The sequence below is a fragment of the Allobosea sp. LjRoot90 genome, assembly GCF_964254315.1.
In the GTDB taxonomy this organism is placed as follows: Bacteria; Pseudomonadota; Alphaproteobacteria; order Rhizobiales; family Beijerinckiaceae; genus Allobosea.
Genome location: NZ_CAXUTF020000002.1, coordinates 185,504 through 198,864, shown reverse-complemented (window position 1 = coordinate 198,864; position 13,361 = coordinate 185,504). Strand labels below are relative to the sequence as shown.

Genomic DNA, 13,361 nt, shown 5'->3' with positions numbered 1-13,361 from the left:
CGGCTCAGCTGCCGAGCAGCGGCTCGATGATCTTGTCGAATTCGGCGAGGCTGAGTGCACCGGAGCGCTTCTGCCCATTGATGAAGAAGGTCGGGGTGGAGTCCACGCCAGCCTTGGCCCCACCTTCCTTAACCTGCGTGACAGCGTCGTAAATGTCCTGTCGTTTCAGGCAGGCTTCGAAAGATTCCTGTGTGAAACCGGCCTGCTTGACCAGGTTCGAGAGCGCATCGACCGGCTTTTCGGTGAAGGCCCAGTTGCGCTGCTGCGCGAACAGCAGGTCGGTCAGCGGGTAGTATTTGTCGGTGCCGTTGCAGCGCGCCAGCATGAAGCCCGCCGTGGCGAGCGGATCCAGCGGGAATTCGCGCAGCACGAAGCGCACCTTGCCAGTGTCGATGTACTTGGCCTTCAGCGCCGGCCAGGTGTCCTTGTGGAAGGTGGCGCAGTGGCTGCAGGTCAGCGAGGCGTACTCGATGATCGAGACCTTCGCGTCGGGGCTGCCGAGCCAGACGTCGCCGAGCGGATTGGCGACACCGGGAGCGGTCTGGGCCGAAGCGCCCTGGCTGGCGAGAAGCGGCGAGAGGGCCAAGGCGGCGGAGCCGATCAACACCTGGCGGCGGCTGGTCATGAGAAAATCCCTGGTGGCAAAGTAATTGCTGCGGACCATAGTCGCCATCAGGATTGTGGCAAGATCGGTTCGCGGCTTCCCGCTCACGAAGCCGTGTCGTCGCCCGCGGCCTGGCGCCGCTGCGCGATGCCGCGCCCGAGCCGTGCCAGCGCCTCGCGCAATTCGATGCTCTCGACGCCTGCGACCTGCGCCTCGATCCGCGCTAATACGGCCGGGTCCGGCGGCGGAGCGGGCTTTGGCGCAGGCGGCGGCGCAACGGGCCCCTGCTTCAGCACCAGCTTGCCGACGGCGCGCCAGCCGAGATGGCTGTTGACCCGCTCCAGCACCAGCGGGCCGAGGTGCTGCATCTCCAGGGCGAAGGCGCCTTCGACGCGCACCACCAGCGTCGCCGGGTCCGACAGCTCTCCCGGCGCGCTACGCCGCCGCGGCCAGTCGATCTTGAGCGGCCGCGTGCGCTGCGCCAGCCGCTCGCCGACGATCTCCGGCCAGAAGGCGACGACGGAGCGCCCGGCGAAGCCCTGCGCGGCGAGCGCAGGCGCGAGGCAGTCGTCGATCAGTTCGGCGAGGGGTTTTGCGACCATGCAGCCACCCTACAGCTGCAGCTGTTCTCGACAAACAGCCGTTTGCGGGACCGAGGGCAGCGCTTGCTTACCTCAGCTGCCGCGCTACACCCGAGGTCATGGACGCTCCCGTTTCTCAGCCCCGCGCCGCCGATCTCCTGACTTGGTATAACCGGCATCGCCGCGTCCTGCCCTGGCGCGCGCTGCCCGGCGAGAGGGCCGATCCCTACCGGGTCTGGGTCTCCGAGATCATGCTGCAGCAGACCACGATCGCGGCGGTGAAACCCTATTTCGAGCGCTTCATGGCGCGGTTTCCGACCGTCGAGGCTCTGGCTGCCGCGCCCTCGGAAAATGTCATGCAGGCCTGGGCTGGGCTCGGCTATTATTCCCGCGCCCGCAATCTGCACGCCTGCGCCAAGGCGGTTGCAAGCGAGCATGGCGGCCGATTCCCCGATACGGAGGAGGGCCTGCGCGCTTTGCCGGGCATCGGCGCCTATACGGCCGGGGCCGTCGCGGCGATCGCCTTCGATCGGCCGGCGGTCGCGGTCGACGGCAATGTCGAGCGCGTGATCACCCGGCTCTTTGCGATCGAGGACGAGATGCCGGGCGCCAAGCCGCTGATCCGCGAGCGGGTGCTGGTATTGCTGTCGCACGACCGGCCCGGCGATTTCGCGCAGGCGCTGATGGATCTCGGCGCGACGATCTGTACGCCGCGCTCGCCGGCCTGCGGGCTCTGCCCCTGGCGCGAGCCCTGCCGGGCCCGCATCGCCGGCACGCAGGAGAGTTTCCCGCGCAAGGCGGCGAAGAAGACCGGCAAGACGCGTTATGGCGCCGCCTTCGTCGCCATGCGCGAGGACGGCGCCGTGCTGGTGCGCACCCGGCCGGCCAAGGGGTTGCTTGGGGGCATGGTCGAGGTGCCGGGTGGCGAGTGGCGGGCGGACTATGAACTAGGCGATGCGGTGCGCGATGCGCCGGTATCGGCGAAATGGCGCCGGCTGATGCTGCCGGTCCGCCACGTCTTCACGCATTTCCCGCTGGAGCTGACGGTCTTCGTCGGGCGCGTCCCGCTGGAGACACAGGCGCCGGACGGTATGCGCTTCACGCCGTTCAACCGGCTGAAGGAGGAAGCGTTTCCTAACGTCTTCCTGAAGGCGCTCGAAGCCGGGCTGGAGGAGTTACAGCGCCCCTGATGAGTGCGAGCGTCGGAAGGAGACGAGCGCGTGAGCGAGACCATTTGACTGAGAGTGCCGTGTAGCTCTCAGTTACCCGGCGGGATGTCTCACGGTGACGGAGGGCCGCTTGACCAACTCCACGACGTCGATGATGCAGCCAGAGCTTCGCAGCGAGATCACCTGCCCGGATTGCGGCTACCGCAAAACCGAGGACATGCCGACTGACGCCTGCCAGTTCTTCTACCAATGTGAGGGATGCGGCCGCTTGCTGCGGCCGAAGGCAGGCGATTGCTGTGTGTTCTGCTCTTACGGCTCGGTGCCGTGCCCACCGATCCAGCTCGAGCGCCGCACCGGAGAGGGCGGCTGCTGCCGAGCCGAATGATCTTTGGAAAGGCGGCCTTAGGCCGCCGCCATCTGCGTTCTGATCTCGCCGCGCAGGACATCGAGCAGCAGGGCTTTGCCCTCGCGCTCGACATGCCAGAAGGTCCAGCCATTGCAGGCCGGCAGACCTTGCGCCAGCGCGCCGACCTTGTGGATCGAGCCGACGGCCGGGCCGAGCACCAGCGTGCCATCGGCGCGGATGGTGGCACTGTGGCGGCGCTTCTCGTCGAAGACGCGCTCGCCCGCCTTTACCAATCCGGCCTCGACCAGGCTGAGGAAGGGCACGCGCGGTTCGCTGCGTTTCGAGGGAGCGGTGGCGAAGGCTTCCGGCGGTAGCGGCTGAACTGCAGCGATGCGTTCGCGCGCCGCGTCGGCGTAGACCTGCTCGCGCTCGATGCCGATGAAATGGCGGCCGAGCGCCTTGGCAACGGCGCCGGTCGTGCCGGTGCCGAAGAAGGGATCGAGCACGACGTCGCCGGGATTGCTGGCCGAGAGCAGCACGCGGGCGAGCAGAGATGCGGGCTTCTGGGTCGGATGGACCTTGACGCCCTTGTCATCCTTCAGGCGCTCATCGCCGGTGCAGAGCGGCAGATACCAGTCCGAGCGCATCTGCAGGTCGTCATTCCCGCCCTTCAGCGCCTCGTAGTGGAAGGTGTATTTTGAAGACTCGCCGCGCGCCGCCCAGATCAGCGTCTCATGCGCATTGGTGAAGCGCCGGCCGCGGAAGTTCGGCATCGGGTTGGCTTTGCGCCAGACGATGTCGTTCAGCATCCAGAAGCCGAGATCCTGCAGGATCGAACCGACCCGGAAGATGTTGTGATAGGAGCCGATCACCCAGAGCGCGCCGTCGGGCTTCAGCGCGCGGCGGCAGGCGGTGAGCCAGGCGCGGGTGAAGGCGTCGTACTCGGCAAAGGAAGCGAACTTGTCCCAGTCGTCGTCGACGGCATCGACGAGGCTGTCGTCGGGCCGGCGCAGGTCGCCGCCAAGCTGGAGATTATAGGGCGGATCGGCGAAGACGAGGTCGACGCTGCCCGGGGGCAGCGCCTCGATCGCGGCGACGCAATCGCCGACGATCACCTGATCGAGCGGCAGCTCCCGAGGGAGAACCTGAGTGGGAAGAAGGCTCGTGGCCTTCATCCGGGCCCCCAGCGCGGGCCGTCCGGTACGCGAAACTTGAATCCGGACGGGAGCGCTGGCGGTCCCGGTACGCGAGGTACTCATGACGCCAAGACCGTTACGCAACTTCAACAGTCGCGATCCTCGCCGGTCAGGGTAAAGGTCGGGTTTCCGGGGTGAAAAAAATGCGTCCCATTCTGGGGCTGCAGATTTTGCCTAGCCCATTGAATGTGTTGATAAATTCGTAACGGAAGTTAAGGAAAGGTAATCGGCTTCCAACTGCCGTTGCGGCAGTTCTGGGCCGTTCCGCGGGTCTCCCGGCGGTCAGTCGGGCAGGTAGATTTCGGCCTTCATGAAGGTTGCAGCCTGCCCGGTTATGAGCACGCGCTCTCCCGCCATTTCGCAGCTGAGATGTCCGCCGCGCCCCGAAGCCTGGAAGGCCTCGAGACGGTTCCTGCCGAGTTCGCCGGCCCAGTACGGGACCAGGGTCGCATGGATCGAGCCGGTGACCGGATCTTCCGGGATGCCGGCGCTGGGAGCGAAATAGCGTGAGACGAAATCATGGTTCTCGCCGCGCGCGGTAATGCCGAAGCAGAGCGGAGCGAGGGTCGCGATCGCCGCGGAATCGGGCACGAAGGCGCGCACCGCCTGCTCGTCCGCCAGAACGGCGAAGACGTTCTCGAAATTGCGGAAGAGCGCCCGCGGCGGCACCGGAAAGAGCGCGGCGATAACCGGAGGCAGTGCCTCGACCGGCTCCGGAGCGAAGGCCGGCAGATCGAGCTGGTAGCTATTGTCCTGCTGCGAGACCCGGATTGGACCGACGCGGGTGGCGAACTCCATCTCGCCCGAGATGCCATGGGCACTGGCGAGGACATGTGCGGTCGCGAGCGTGGCATGGCCGCAGAAATTGACCTCGTGGACCGGGGTGAACCAGCGCAGATCCCAGCCGCTACCGCTCGGGCGGGCGAAGGCGGTCTCGGCGAGATTATTCTCGCTGGCGATCGCCTGCAGCACCGCCTCGGGCAGCCAGTCCTCCAGGATGAGGACGGCGGCCGGATTGCCGGCGAAGACCCGGTCTGTGAACGCGTCGACCTGATGCATGGTCAAGGTGGGCATGACGCCTCCGGGTGGCTCAGACGGGCGAGCGCGACCAGACGCCTTTCACCGGCGCAAAGGAATAGCGGTGCGCGGGGCAGGGGCCATGCGTCTTCAACGCAGCGCGATGCGCGGCCGTCGCGTAGCCGACATGGCTGGCGAAGCCATAGGCCGGATATGCCAGCGAAAGCCGCGCCATCATGCGATCGCGCGTCACCTTGGCGACGATCGAAGCCGCGGCGATCGAGGCGATCAGCCCGTCGCCGCCGATGATCGCCTCGCAGCCGCAGGCCAGCGCCGGTGGATCGTTGCCGTCGACGAGCACGAGGTCGGGCGACAGCGGCAGCGCCGTCACCGCGCGCCGCATCGCGAGCAGTGTCGCCTGCCGGATGTTGATCGTATCGATTTCCGCGGCGGAGGAACTGCCGACCCCCACCGCCAATGCACTGCCGAGGATCAGAACACAGAGTTCTTCGCGGCGCTGGGCGCTGAGTTCCTTAGAATCGGCAAGCCCGTCCGGGATTGCCGAGGGATCGAGGATGACGGCTGCCGCGACAACCGGACCGGCGAGCGGGCCACGTCCGACCTCGTCCACGCCGGCGACGCGGGCGCGGCCGGCAATCATCGCGGCCTGCTCGCGGCTGAAATCGGCGGTCATGGCTTCGCTATGCCAGATCGCGACGAGAGGGTCTGCCCAAATCGAATCTTGTCCACTTGGCAGCATTCATACCCTGGCCGGTCGCCCCGGGCGGAGCGCAGCGCAGACCCGGGATCCATGCCGGAACGGTTCAGGCATGGGTCCCGGATCGGCGCCGCTTCGCGGCTTGTCCGGGACGACCGCAGCTTATGTTTCCTCAGAACAGGCTGAGTTGGGCCTTATCCTTCTCAGGCTTGACGAAGAGGTCGGTGCGCAGGCGCAGCCGCGCGCTGTTGAAGCCGAGCCGCTCCGCCGCCATCTCGAAACGCCGGCCGATCATCCAGGCATAGGGGCCGGAGCCGACCTGGCGCTGGCCCCAGGCGGCGTCGTAATCCTTGCCGCCGCGGGTCGAGCGGATTAGCGAGACGACATGGCGCATCTTGTCGGGGTGATGCGTCACCAGCCAGTCCTGGACGATGTCCTTGACCTCGAGCGGCAGGCGCAGCAGCACATAGCCGGCCTCGCGTGCTCCCGCTGCTTTTGCTGCATCGAGGATGCGCTCGATCTCATGCTCGTTGATCGCCGGCACGATCGGCGCGACCAGAACCGTCACCGGAATACCGGCTTCAGAGAGCCTGCGGATCGTCTCGATCCGCTTGGCGGGCGAAGCGGCGCGCGGCTCCATATTGCGGGCGAGCTTTGGATCGAGCGTCGTCACCGAGAGCGCGACCTTGACCAGCCCCTTTGCCGCCATCGGTGCGAGGATATCGATGTCGCGCTGCACCAGTGCCGATTTGGTGACGATGCCGACCGGATGGTTGAACTTCGCCAGCACCTCCAGAATCCCGCGCATGATCCGCAGTTTCTTCTCGATCGGCTGGTAGGCGTCGGTGTTGGTGCCGATCGCGATGGTGCGCGGCTGGTAGCTCGCCGCCGAGAGCTCCTTCTCCAGAAGCAGCGCTGCATCGGGCTTGGCTGTCAGCCTGCTTTCGAAGTCGAGCCCGGGCGACAGCCCGAGATAGGCATGGCTCGGCCGCGCGAAGCAGTAGACGCAGCCATGTTCGCAGCCGCGATAGGGGTTGATCGAGCGGTCGAACGAGATATCCGGGGAGTCGTTACGTGTAATGATCGTCCGCGGCTTCTCGACCGAGACCTCGGTCTTGAACGGCGGCAGCTCGCCGAGCGAGCCCCAGCCGTCATCCTCGCTGATGCGTGTCTCGGCTTCGTAGCGGCCGCCGGGGTTGATCGTCGCGCCGCGTCCGCGTCGCCGCTCCGGGTCGATCTGGCTGCCGACATGGGCGAGCGGATCGACCGGCGCGAGACGCGCCGGCGCCGAGATGCTTCCCGGCTCGGTGTCGCGGCGCTTGAGCGGTTGCGTCCTGGCTGAGGGTCTGGCCTGCAGCATGGCTTCGTCTCCCGGCGGAATCGGTTGATCCGAGACCAAGGAATGTGAACATAACAGGAACAGAATGCAAGTGACAGGATTGCGACATGTTGCACTGCGTCATAAGCTGATCGCCCATGATCACCGCCGTCATCCGGGCCAATCGTGACGTCGAAGCGCTCGCAGCGACCTTGTCCGTGCTGATTCCCGCGGTCGCGCAGGGCGTGATCGGCCATGCCGTGGTGATCGACGAGGCGGATGACGCTGCGATCGAGCGTCTCGCCGACGAGACCGGTGCCAGCTATGTCCGGGCGAAGAATCTGGCCAAGAATGGCGAGGCTTGGTCCAGCGGGGTCGCACAGGCTCGCGGCGATTGGGTCATCCTGCTCGAAGCCGGCGATCTGCCCGAGCCGCAATGGACGCCGAGCATAGAGCGGCATTTGCTGACCATGGCGATGCGGCCGGCCTTGATGCCGCTGCGCGGCATGGCCGCGGGGTTGCGCGAATGGGGCGCGGTCTCGCTACGCTCGCGCCACGTCAGGGCAGGGCTGATCGCGCCCAAGACGCAGATCCTGTCCGGCCGGCTGGCGCGTGCGCCGCGCCGGCTCACCGTGCGTCGCGAGCGCGCCGAACTCTGAGCCGTCAGAGCTGGTTGGTGCGGAAGGTGTCGCAGCTCTGCATCGAGCCGGATTTGAAGCCGGTGTTGAACCACCGCGTGCGCTGCGCCGACGAGCCGTGCGTGAAGGAATCCGGCACGACGACGCCGCGGCCCTGTTGCTGCAGCTTGTCGTCGCCGATCGCAGAGGCGGAGCGCATCGCTTCGTCGATATCGCCGGGCTGGATGCGGTCCATCGCCTGGATGTTGTAGGCCCAGACGCCGGCGAAACAGTCGGCCTGCAACTCGACCCGCACCGAAAGCTGGTTCGATTCGCGCTCGGAGATCCGTTGGCGCATCTCGTTCACCTTGGGCAGGATGCCGAGCAGGTTCTGGATGTGATGGCCGATCTCGTGGCCGACGACATAGGCATAGGCGAAGTCGCCGCCGCCGCCGAGCTTGCGCTGCATCTCCTGGAAGAAGGAGAGGTCGAGATAGACCCGCTGGTCGTTGGGGCAGTAGAACGGCCCCATCGCCGCCTGCGCCGTGCCGCAGCCGGAGCGGTCGACGCCGCTGAACAGCACCAGCTTCGGCGGCACGTATTTGCGGTTGGCCTGCTGCGGAAGGACCTTGCTCCAGACATCCTCGTTCTGCGCCAGCACGGCCGAGACGAAGCGGCCCATCTCGTCCTGCGGCGGACCGGCCGATTTGCGCTGCTCCTGCGTTGGCGCACTGCGCCCGCCGATACCACCGATCAACTCGGCCCCGCCGATCAGCAGGCGTGGATCGATGCCAAGCGCCCAGCCGAGCAGGCCGAGCACGACCATGGTGCCGATACCGATGCCGCCGCGTCCGCCGGGCAGGCCGGCGAATTCGCCGCCACCGCCGCCACGCCGGTCCTCGAGATTGTCGGACTGGCGATAATCTTCCCAACGCATGCGCGAACCCTTGTTGCAGCAGCGCCAATGTCGGCGAGGACGCGGTGGAACTCAAGCACCGCTGCTTGCCCGGTCGCGGCGATGCGCAAGGTGCGATGGCGTTTGACGACGACCCGCGGACTATTTGGCCCTGTCGCGTGACACGTCGGTGATCAGGCGTGCCAGCAGATAGAGCCGGGGGACGATCGAATCGAGTGCGACATACTCGTTCTGGTTCGAATGGGCGCCGAAGCCTCTGAGGCCGAAGCCTTCGATCACGGGTCCCTTGGCCTCGAGCGCGGCATAGGCGGCGTCCGTGCCTCCGCCGGTCGCTCTCTCGACGACGCTCAAAGGCCGGCCGATCTCGTCGAAGACGCGCTTGGCGTGCGCGCCGAGCTTCTTCGCCGCCTCTGTCGGGGCCAGAGGCGGGCGGCCGCGCGTCAGTGTCGCTTCGACGACGGTGTCGGGGATGAGCTTGTTCTGGATACGCTCCTTCACCGCGGTCTCGATCAGGTCGAAATCGGCCATGCGCAGCGCTCTCACATCCGCCTGCGCCTTCGCTTCGGCCGGAATTGCGTTGCTGACGGAGCCGGCGGAGGCGATTGTCCAGTTCAGCTTGAGGCCCATTTCGGGCTTCGAGAGATCGCGCATCTGCAAGATCTGGTGGGCTAGCTCGTAGAGGGCGTTCCGGCCCTGCTCCGGTGAGCTGCCGGCATGGGAGGCGCGGCCGGTGACCTTGAGCTGCACCGAGGCGATGCCGCTGGTGGCGAGCCGGAGCGCGTCCTGGCCGACCGGGGAGCCCTCGCAGGAGAACACCGCGTCCTGGTCGGCAGCGGTTCGGGTGATCAGCGCCCTGGAGCCGGGCGAGCCGATCTCCTCGTCGCCGTTGATGAGCACAGTGAGCGTGCCGTAGTCCTTGGCGGCGATCTTGTTGAGGAGCGCGACGGTGTGGAGGATGAGGGCGACGCCATGCTTGTCGTCGGCGATGCCGAGACCGTAGGCCTTGTCGCCTTCGATCCGGAAGGGCTGCTGGGCGAGCATGCCCTTGCTGTAGACCGTGTCCATATGCGCCAGCAGCAGGACCTTCCTGGTGCCGGTGCCCTTGAAGCGCGCGAGCACGGTCTTGCCGGGGGATCTGGACGCGTCTGCCGACTCCAGCAGCTCGACCTCGCCGCCCAAGGCCTTCAGGCGCTGGGCGATGAGGGCGGCGATCGTCGCAAGTCCTTCGGAATCGCGCGAGCCGGATTCGATCGAGACCAGGGCCTTGAGCGTGTCGAGATAGGCGGGCTTCTCGGCCTCTGCGGCATCGAGCACCGGCTTTTGCGGTGCCGCCAGCGCCGGAGCCGCAACCAGCATCAAGAAGCCCACCGCCGCGCGGCGCAATGTCCCGATCCCGCTCATCGCTTCCTCCCGTTCAGGCTTCTTCGCTCCTGCCCATCCTAGGTGCGGGCGCAGGCCGCCTCAATGATAGCCGGCATCGGCCTTCACCTTGCCGCGGAAGGTCCAGTACACGAAGGCCGTGTAGAACAGGATCATCGGCAGGAGGAAGGTCACGCCGATCAGCACGAAGATGTGCGAGCTCGGTGCGGCTGCCGTGTCCCAGATCGTCAGGCTCGGCGGCACCAGATAGGGGTAGTTCGAGATCGCGAGCCCGAGGAAACAGAGCAGGAAGATCGCGATGGTGAAGGCGAAGGGCGTGAATTCATGCGCGCCATGCAGGCGCTTCCAGGCCATGTAGCCGCAGAAGGCGGTCAGCACCGGGAACGGCCAGAGCAGCATCAGGTTCGACGGCGTGAACCAGCGCTCGGCGATGCGCGGATGCGCATAAGGCGTCCACAACGAGACCAGCACGGCGAAGGCGAGCAGACCGATGAGGAGCGTCTTGGCCTGACGGCGCGCCCGCTCCGCCACGGCCCCTTCCGTCTTGTAGACCAGCCAGGTCGCGCCGAGCGTGGCGTAGCCGATGACGACGCCGGCGCCGCACATCAGCGTGAACGGGGTCAGCCAGTCGAGCGGGCCGCCGGCGAACTGCTTGTCGACCACCGTCACGCCCTGCAGCAGCCCGCCGAGGATCAACCCCTGCGCGAAGGCGGCCACCGTCGAGCCGGCCCAGAAGGCGAAGTCCCAGATTTTGTGATGCGGTTTCGCCACCCAGCGGAATTCGAAGGCGACGCCGCGGAAGATCAGCGCCAGCAGCATCAGGATCACCGGGATATAGAAGGCCGGCATGATGATGGCGTAGGCATAGGGGAAGGCGACCCACAAGCCGCCGCCGCCGAGCACTAGCCAGGTCTCGTTGCCGTCCCAGAACGGTGCGACCGAGTTCATCATCTGGTCGCGCTCGCCCTCGTCCTTCGTCGTTGGGAACAGGATTGCGATGCCGAGGTCGAAGCCGTCGAGCACGACATAGAGCATCACGGCGGTGCCGATCAGCCCGGCCCAGATCACGGGGAGATACCATTCCATAGTAGCTCTCCTCAGCTCGCCGGCTGGATCTTGTCGTCGCCGGGATGGCCGTCGCCGAAGATGGCCGAGGCCGGTGCCTGCGCCGCCTTGAGCGGCCGCTTTGACGGTTGCTCGGGCGGGTCCTCCTGGCTGATCTCGTCCGGCCCTTTGTCGATCAGGCGGTTGATCAGCAGGATGCCGGCGGTGAACACGACGCAGTAGACGAAGACGAACAGCGCCAGCGAGATCGCGACCTCGAGCGTCGTCACCGGCGAGACCGCGTCCTTGGAGCGCAGGATGCCGGTGGCGAGCCAGGGCTGGCGGCCGACCTCGGTGACGAACCAGCCGGAGAGGATGGCGACGAAGCCGGCCGGCCAGCTGTACTGGGCGAGCCAGAGCCAGCTGCGCGCCTCGAACACGGTGCCGCGCTTCCACAGCCAGGCGCCGACCCAGCCGAAGATGATCATCAGCGTGCCGATGCCGACCATGATCCGGAAGGCGAAGAACGGGATGAGCACCGGCGGGCGGTCCTCGACCTTGAAGTCTTTCAGGCTCGGGAAGAGCGCATCCATGCTGCCATGGGTGAGCAGGCTGGCGACGCCGGGGATCGCGACCTCGAAGCGGTTGAGCTCGGCCTTCTCGTCGGGCCAGGCGAAGAGCACGAGCGCGCCGGGCTTCGACGAATCCCAATGCGCCTCGATCGCGGCGAGCTTGGCTGGCTGGTAGATCGCGGTCTGCTTGCCATGGAAGTCGCCGATCACCGCCTGCAGGGGCGCGGTCAGCGCGATCATCAGGATCGCCATCCGCACCATCGTCCTGGCCGATTCGGTCCGGTGTCCGGCGAGCAGATGGCGCGCGCCCGTCGCCAGCACGACGAAGGCGGTGGTGAGATAGGCCGCCGTCATCATATGCGCGAAGCGCAAGGGGAAGGTCGGGTTGAAGACGATCTTCAGCCAGTCGACCGGATAGGCGATGCCGTCGCGGACCTCGTGCCCGGCCGGGTACTGCATCCAGCTGTTGGCGGAGAGAATCCAGAAGCCGGAGAGGGCGGTGCCGCCGGCGACGATCACGGCCGAGAGGAAGTGCAGCCAGGGCGGCACCCGCTTCCAGCCGAACAGCATGACGCCGAGGAAGGAGGCCTCGAGGAAGAAGGCGGTCAGGACCTCGTAGCCGATCAGCGGGCCGATGACGTTGCCGACCGCGACCGAGAAGCGGCTCCAGTTCGTGCCGAACTGGTAGGAGAGCACGATGCCGGAAACCACGCCCATGGCGAAGGAGACCGCGAAGATCTTGGTCCAGAAGCGAGCGAGGAGATGGAACTTCTGGTCGCCGGTCTTCAGCCACAGGCCCAGCAGCGTCGCGATATAGGCCGAGAGCCCGATCGTGAAGGCCGGGAAGACGATGTGGAAGGAGATCGTGAAGGCGAACTGGATGCGGGACAGCAGAAAGGCGTCGATTTCCATCGCATCGCTCCGGCGTACCGGCCACGAATGTCATGGCCGCGAGACCCTGCTGGTTGCAGGTTCTACTTTGCACACGGAATAATCAAGCCGTAGCGGGAGGGCAGCAGTCGGTGGTGACGCAGTGGCATCGCGCCGCTGCGTCAAAGCGTGTCGAGTGCCGCTTTGAGCGCCCGCAGATCGCGCCAGGCCAGGCGCTTCTGCAAGGGCTGGCGCAACAGATAGGCCGGGTGCAGCGTCGCGATCGCCCGGATCACGCGGGTGCCGGTATCGTATTCCCGCCAGCGGCCGCGCGAGGCCAGGATGCCGGAAACGCCGAGCAGACCCTGCGCAGACGGACCACCGATGCAGACCAGGATTTCGGGATCGGCGAGTTCGATCTGGCGCTGGATGAAGGGCAGGCAGATCGCGACCTCCTGCGGCGTCGGCGTGCGGTTGCCCGGCGGGCGCCAGGGCAGAAGGTTGGCGATATAGACATGCTCCTGCCGGTTGAGGCCGATCGCGGCCAGCATCCGGTCGAGCAGTTGGCCCGAGCGGCCGACGAAGGGCAGGCCGGCGCGATCCTCGTCCGCGCCCGGCGCCTCGCCGACGACCATCACCTTTCCGGCCGGATTGCCGTCGGCGAAGACGAGGCTCTTCGCCGAGGCCTTGAGCGGGCAGCCTTCGAAGCTGGCGAGTGCCGCCTTGAGCTCATCCAGCGTCGTCGCCTCGCGCGCCAGCGCCCGGGCCGACAACGCCGCTTCGTCCGGTGGCGCCGGGGCGGCTGCCGCGGGGCGCGCGGTTGCCTGTTGGGAGGACGCCACGAGGCGTGCGACAGGCTGTCGCGCCGGGGCGAGCTCCGCTGCAGCTGCGAAATGGTCGTGCGGCGTCTCGTCGAGCGCCTCCGTCACGCCCATCTCGGCGTACCAGGCAATCAGTTCTGCTGCGGAGATGGCGTCGAAGGACATGGGCGACAGAATACCGCGCCGCACGGA

14 protein-coding genes are annotated in these 13,361 nt (G+C 66.8%); 3 read left to right on the top strand and 11 right to left on the bottom strand.

The annotated features are described in order from the left end of the window. Nucleotides 1-4: 4 nt before the first annotated feature. Together ACSQ3M_RS07720 and ACSQ3M_RS07715 are read right to left on the bottom strand one after the other, a co-directional pair. On the bottom strand, nt 5-625 hold the full coding sequence (locus ACSQ3M_RS07720; protein WP_436149486.1) for a DsbA family protein: 621 nt from the start codon (nt 623-625) through the stop codon (nt 5-7). Nucleotides 626-708: 83 nt separating this feature from the next. Then, on the bottom strand, nt 709-1,206 hold the full coding sequence (locus ACSQ3M_RS07715) for a DUF721 domain-containing protein (protein WP_436149485.1): 498 nt from the start codon (nt 1,204-1,206) through the stop codon (nt 709-711). 98 nt (nt 1,207-1,304) lie between these two features. On the opposite strand from ACSQ3M_RS07715, the gene mutY reads away from it, so the two are divergent. Then, nucleotides 1,305-2,375, top strand: a complete 1,071-nt coding sequence (mutY, locus tag ACSQ3M_RS07710) for an A/G-specific adenine glycosylase (RefSeq protein ID WP_436149484.1) — start codon at nt 1,305-1,307, stop codon at nt 2,373-2,375. Nucleotides 2,376-2,508: 133 nt separating this feature from the next. Further along, entirely contained in the window at nt 2,509-2,739 is a 231-nt protein-coding gene (locus ACSQ3M_RS07705) for a GDCCVxC domain-containing (seleno)protein (protein WP_436150284.1), read from the top strand. 17 nt (nt 2,740-2,756) lie between these two features. On the opposite strand, the gene ACSQ3M_RS07700 is transcribed toward ACSQ3M_RS07705, so the two are convergent. The 4 genes from ACSQ3M_RS07700 to ACSQ3M_RS07685 all read right to left on the bottom strand — a co-directional run bounded on the left by ACSQ3M_RS07700 (nt 2,757) and on the right by ACSQ3M_RS07685 (nt 6,991). Continuing rightward, nucleotides 2,757-3,959 carry a site-specific DNA-methyltransferase gene (locus ACSQ3M_RS07700; RefSeq protein WP_436150283.1) on the bottom strand — a complete coding sequence of 401 codons (1,203 nt, stop codon included), beginning with the start codon at nt 3,957-3,959 and terminating at the stop codon, nt 2,757-2,759. Between the two features lie 219 nt (nt 3,960-4,178). Beyond that, a complete protein-coding gene (locus tag ACSQ3M_RS07695) occupies nt 4,179-4,970 on the bottom strand; it encodes a PhzF family phenazine biosynthesis protein (RefSeq protein WP_436149483.1) in 792 nt (263 codons plus the stop codon). Between the two features lie 16 nt (nt 4,971-4,986). Then, the gene (locus ACSQ3M_RS07690; protein ID WP_436149482.1) at nt 4,987-5,607 is read right to left on the bottom strand and encodes a ribonuclease HII; all 621 of its coding nucleotides are present in this window, start codon (nt 5,605-5,607) and stop codon (nt 4,987-4,989) included. A 196-nt stretch (nt 5,608-5,803) separates the two neighbouring features. Then, entirely contained in the window at nt 5,804-6,991 is a 1,188-nt protein-coding gene (locus ACSQ3M_RS07685; RefSeq protein ID WP_436149481.1) for a PA0069 family radical SAM protein, read from the bottom strand. A gap of 116 nt (nt 6,992-7,107) precedes the next feature. On the opposite strand from ACSQ3M_RS07685, the gene ACSQ3M_RS07680 reads away from it, so the two are divergent. Then, nucleotides 7,108-7,608, top strand: coding sequence for a hypothetical protein (locus tag ACSQ3M_RS07680; RefSeq protein WP_436149480.1), 501 nt, complete (start codon nt 7,108-7,110; stop codon nt 7,606-7,608). A gap of 4 nt (nt 7,609-7,612) precedes the next feature. Here the strand turns inward: ACSQ3M_RS07680 and ypfJ are convergent, their stop codons facing one another. From ypfJ to ACSQ3M_RS07655, 5 genes are all read right to left on the bottom strand, one after another. Continuing rightward, nucleotides 7,613-8,503 carry a KPN_02809 family neutral zinc metallopeptidase gene (gene ypfJ, locus ACSQ3M_RS07675; RefSeq protein ID WP_436149479.1) on the bottom strand — a complete coding sequence of 297 codons (891 nt, stop codon included), beginning with the start codon at nt 8,501-8,503 and terminating at the stop codon, nt 7,613-7,615. A 120-nt stretch (nt 8,504-8,623) separates the two neighbouring features. Then, nucleotides 8,624-9,883 (bottom strand): M20/M25/M40 family metallo-hydrolase, encoded by a 1,260-nt coding sequence (locus ACSQ3M_RS07670; RefSeq protein WP_436149478.1) that lies wholly within the window; start codon nt 9,881-9,883, stop codon nt 8,624-8,626. A 60-nt stretch (nt 9,884-9,943) separates the two neighbouring features. Beyond that, complete coding sequence (gene cydB / locus ACSQ3M_RS07665) at nt 9,944-10,948, bottom strand: cytochrome d ubiquinol oxidase subunit II (protein ID WP_436149477.1); 1,005 nt, start codon at nt 10,946-10,948, stop codon at nt 9,944-9,946. A gap of 11 nt (nt 10,949-10,959) precedes the next feature. Then, on the bottom strand, nt 10,960-12,390 hold the full coding sequence (locus ACSQ3M_RS07660; RefSeq protein WP_436149476.1) for a cytochrome ubiquinol oxidase subunit I: 1,431 nt from the start codon (nt 12,388-12,390) through the stop codon (nt 10,960-10,962). Nucleotides 12,391-12,530: 140 nt separating this feature from the next. Beyond that, complete coding sequence (locus ACSQ3M_RS07655) at nt 12,531-13,334, bottom strand: uracil-DNA glycosylase (RefSeq protein ID WP_436149475.1); 804 nt, start codon at nt 13,332-13,334, stop codon at nt 12,531-12,533. Between the last annotated feature and the right edge of the window lie 27 nt (nt 13,335-13,361).

Coding starts and splice junctions, on each gene's coding strand:
- ACSQ3M_RS07720 (WP_436149486.1), bottom strand. CDS start 625: ATGACCAGCCGCCGCCAGGTGTTGATCGGCTCCGCCGCCTTGGCCCTC.
- ACSQ3M_RS07715 (WP_436149485.1), bottom strand. CDS start 1,206: ATGGTCGCAAAACCCCTCGCCGAACTGATCGACGACTGCCTCGCGCCT.
- mutY (WP_436149484.1), top strand. CDS start 1,305: ATGGACGCTCCCGTTTCTCAGCCCCGCGCCGCCGATCTCCTGACTTGG.
- ACSQ3M_RS07705 (WP_436150284.1), top strand. CDS start 2,509: ATGCAGCCAGAGCTTCGCAGCGAGATCACCTGCCCGGATTGCGGCTAC.
- ACSQ3M_RS07700 (WP_436150283.1), bottom strand. CDS start 3,959: ATGAGTACCTCGCGTACCGGGACCGCCAGCGCTCCCGTCCGGATTCAA.
- ACSQ3M_RS07695 (WP_436149483.1), bottom strand. CDS start 4,970: ATGCCCACCTTGACCATGCATCAGGTCGACGCGTTCACAGACCGGGTC.
- ACSQ3M_RS07690 (WP_436149482.1), bottom strand. CDS start 5,607: ATGACCGCCGATTTCAGCCGCGAGCAGGCCGCGATGATTGCCGGCCGC.
- ACSQ3M_RS07685 (WP_436149481.1), bottom strand. CDS start 6,991: ATGCTGCAGGCCAGACCCTCAGCCAGGACGCAACCGCTCAAGCGCCGC.
- ACSQ3M_RS07680 (WP_436149480.1), top strand. CDS start 7,108: ATGATCACCGCCGTCATCCGGGCCAATCGTGACGTCGAAGCGCTCGCA.
- ypfJ (WP_436149479.1), bottom strand. CDS start 8,503: ATGCGTTGGGAAGATTATCGCCAGTCCGACAATCTCGAGGACCGGCGT.
- ACSQ3M_RS07670 (WP_436149478.1), bottom strand. CDS start 9,883: ATGAGCGGGATCGGGACATTGCGCCGCGCGGCGGTGGGCTTCTTGATG.
- cydB (WP_436149477.1), bottom strand. CDS start 10,948: ATGGAATGGTATCTCCCCGTGATCTGGGCCGGGCTGATCGGCACCGCC.
- ACSQ3M_RS07660 (WP_436149476.1), bottom strand. CDS start 12,390: ATGGAAATCGACGCCTTTCTGCTGTCCCGCATCCAGTTCGCCTTCACG.
- ACSQ3M_RS07655 (WP_436149475.1), bottom strand. CDS start 13,334: ATGTCCTTCGACGCCATCTCCGCAGCAGAACTGATTGCCTGGTACGCC.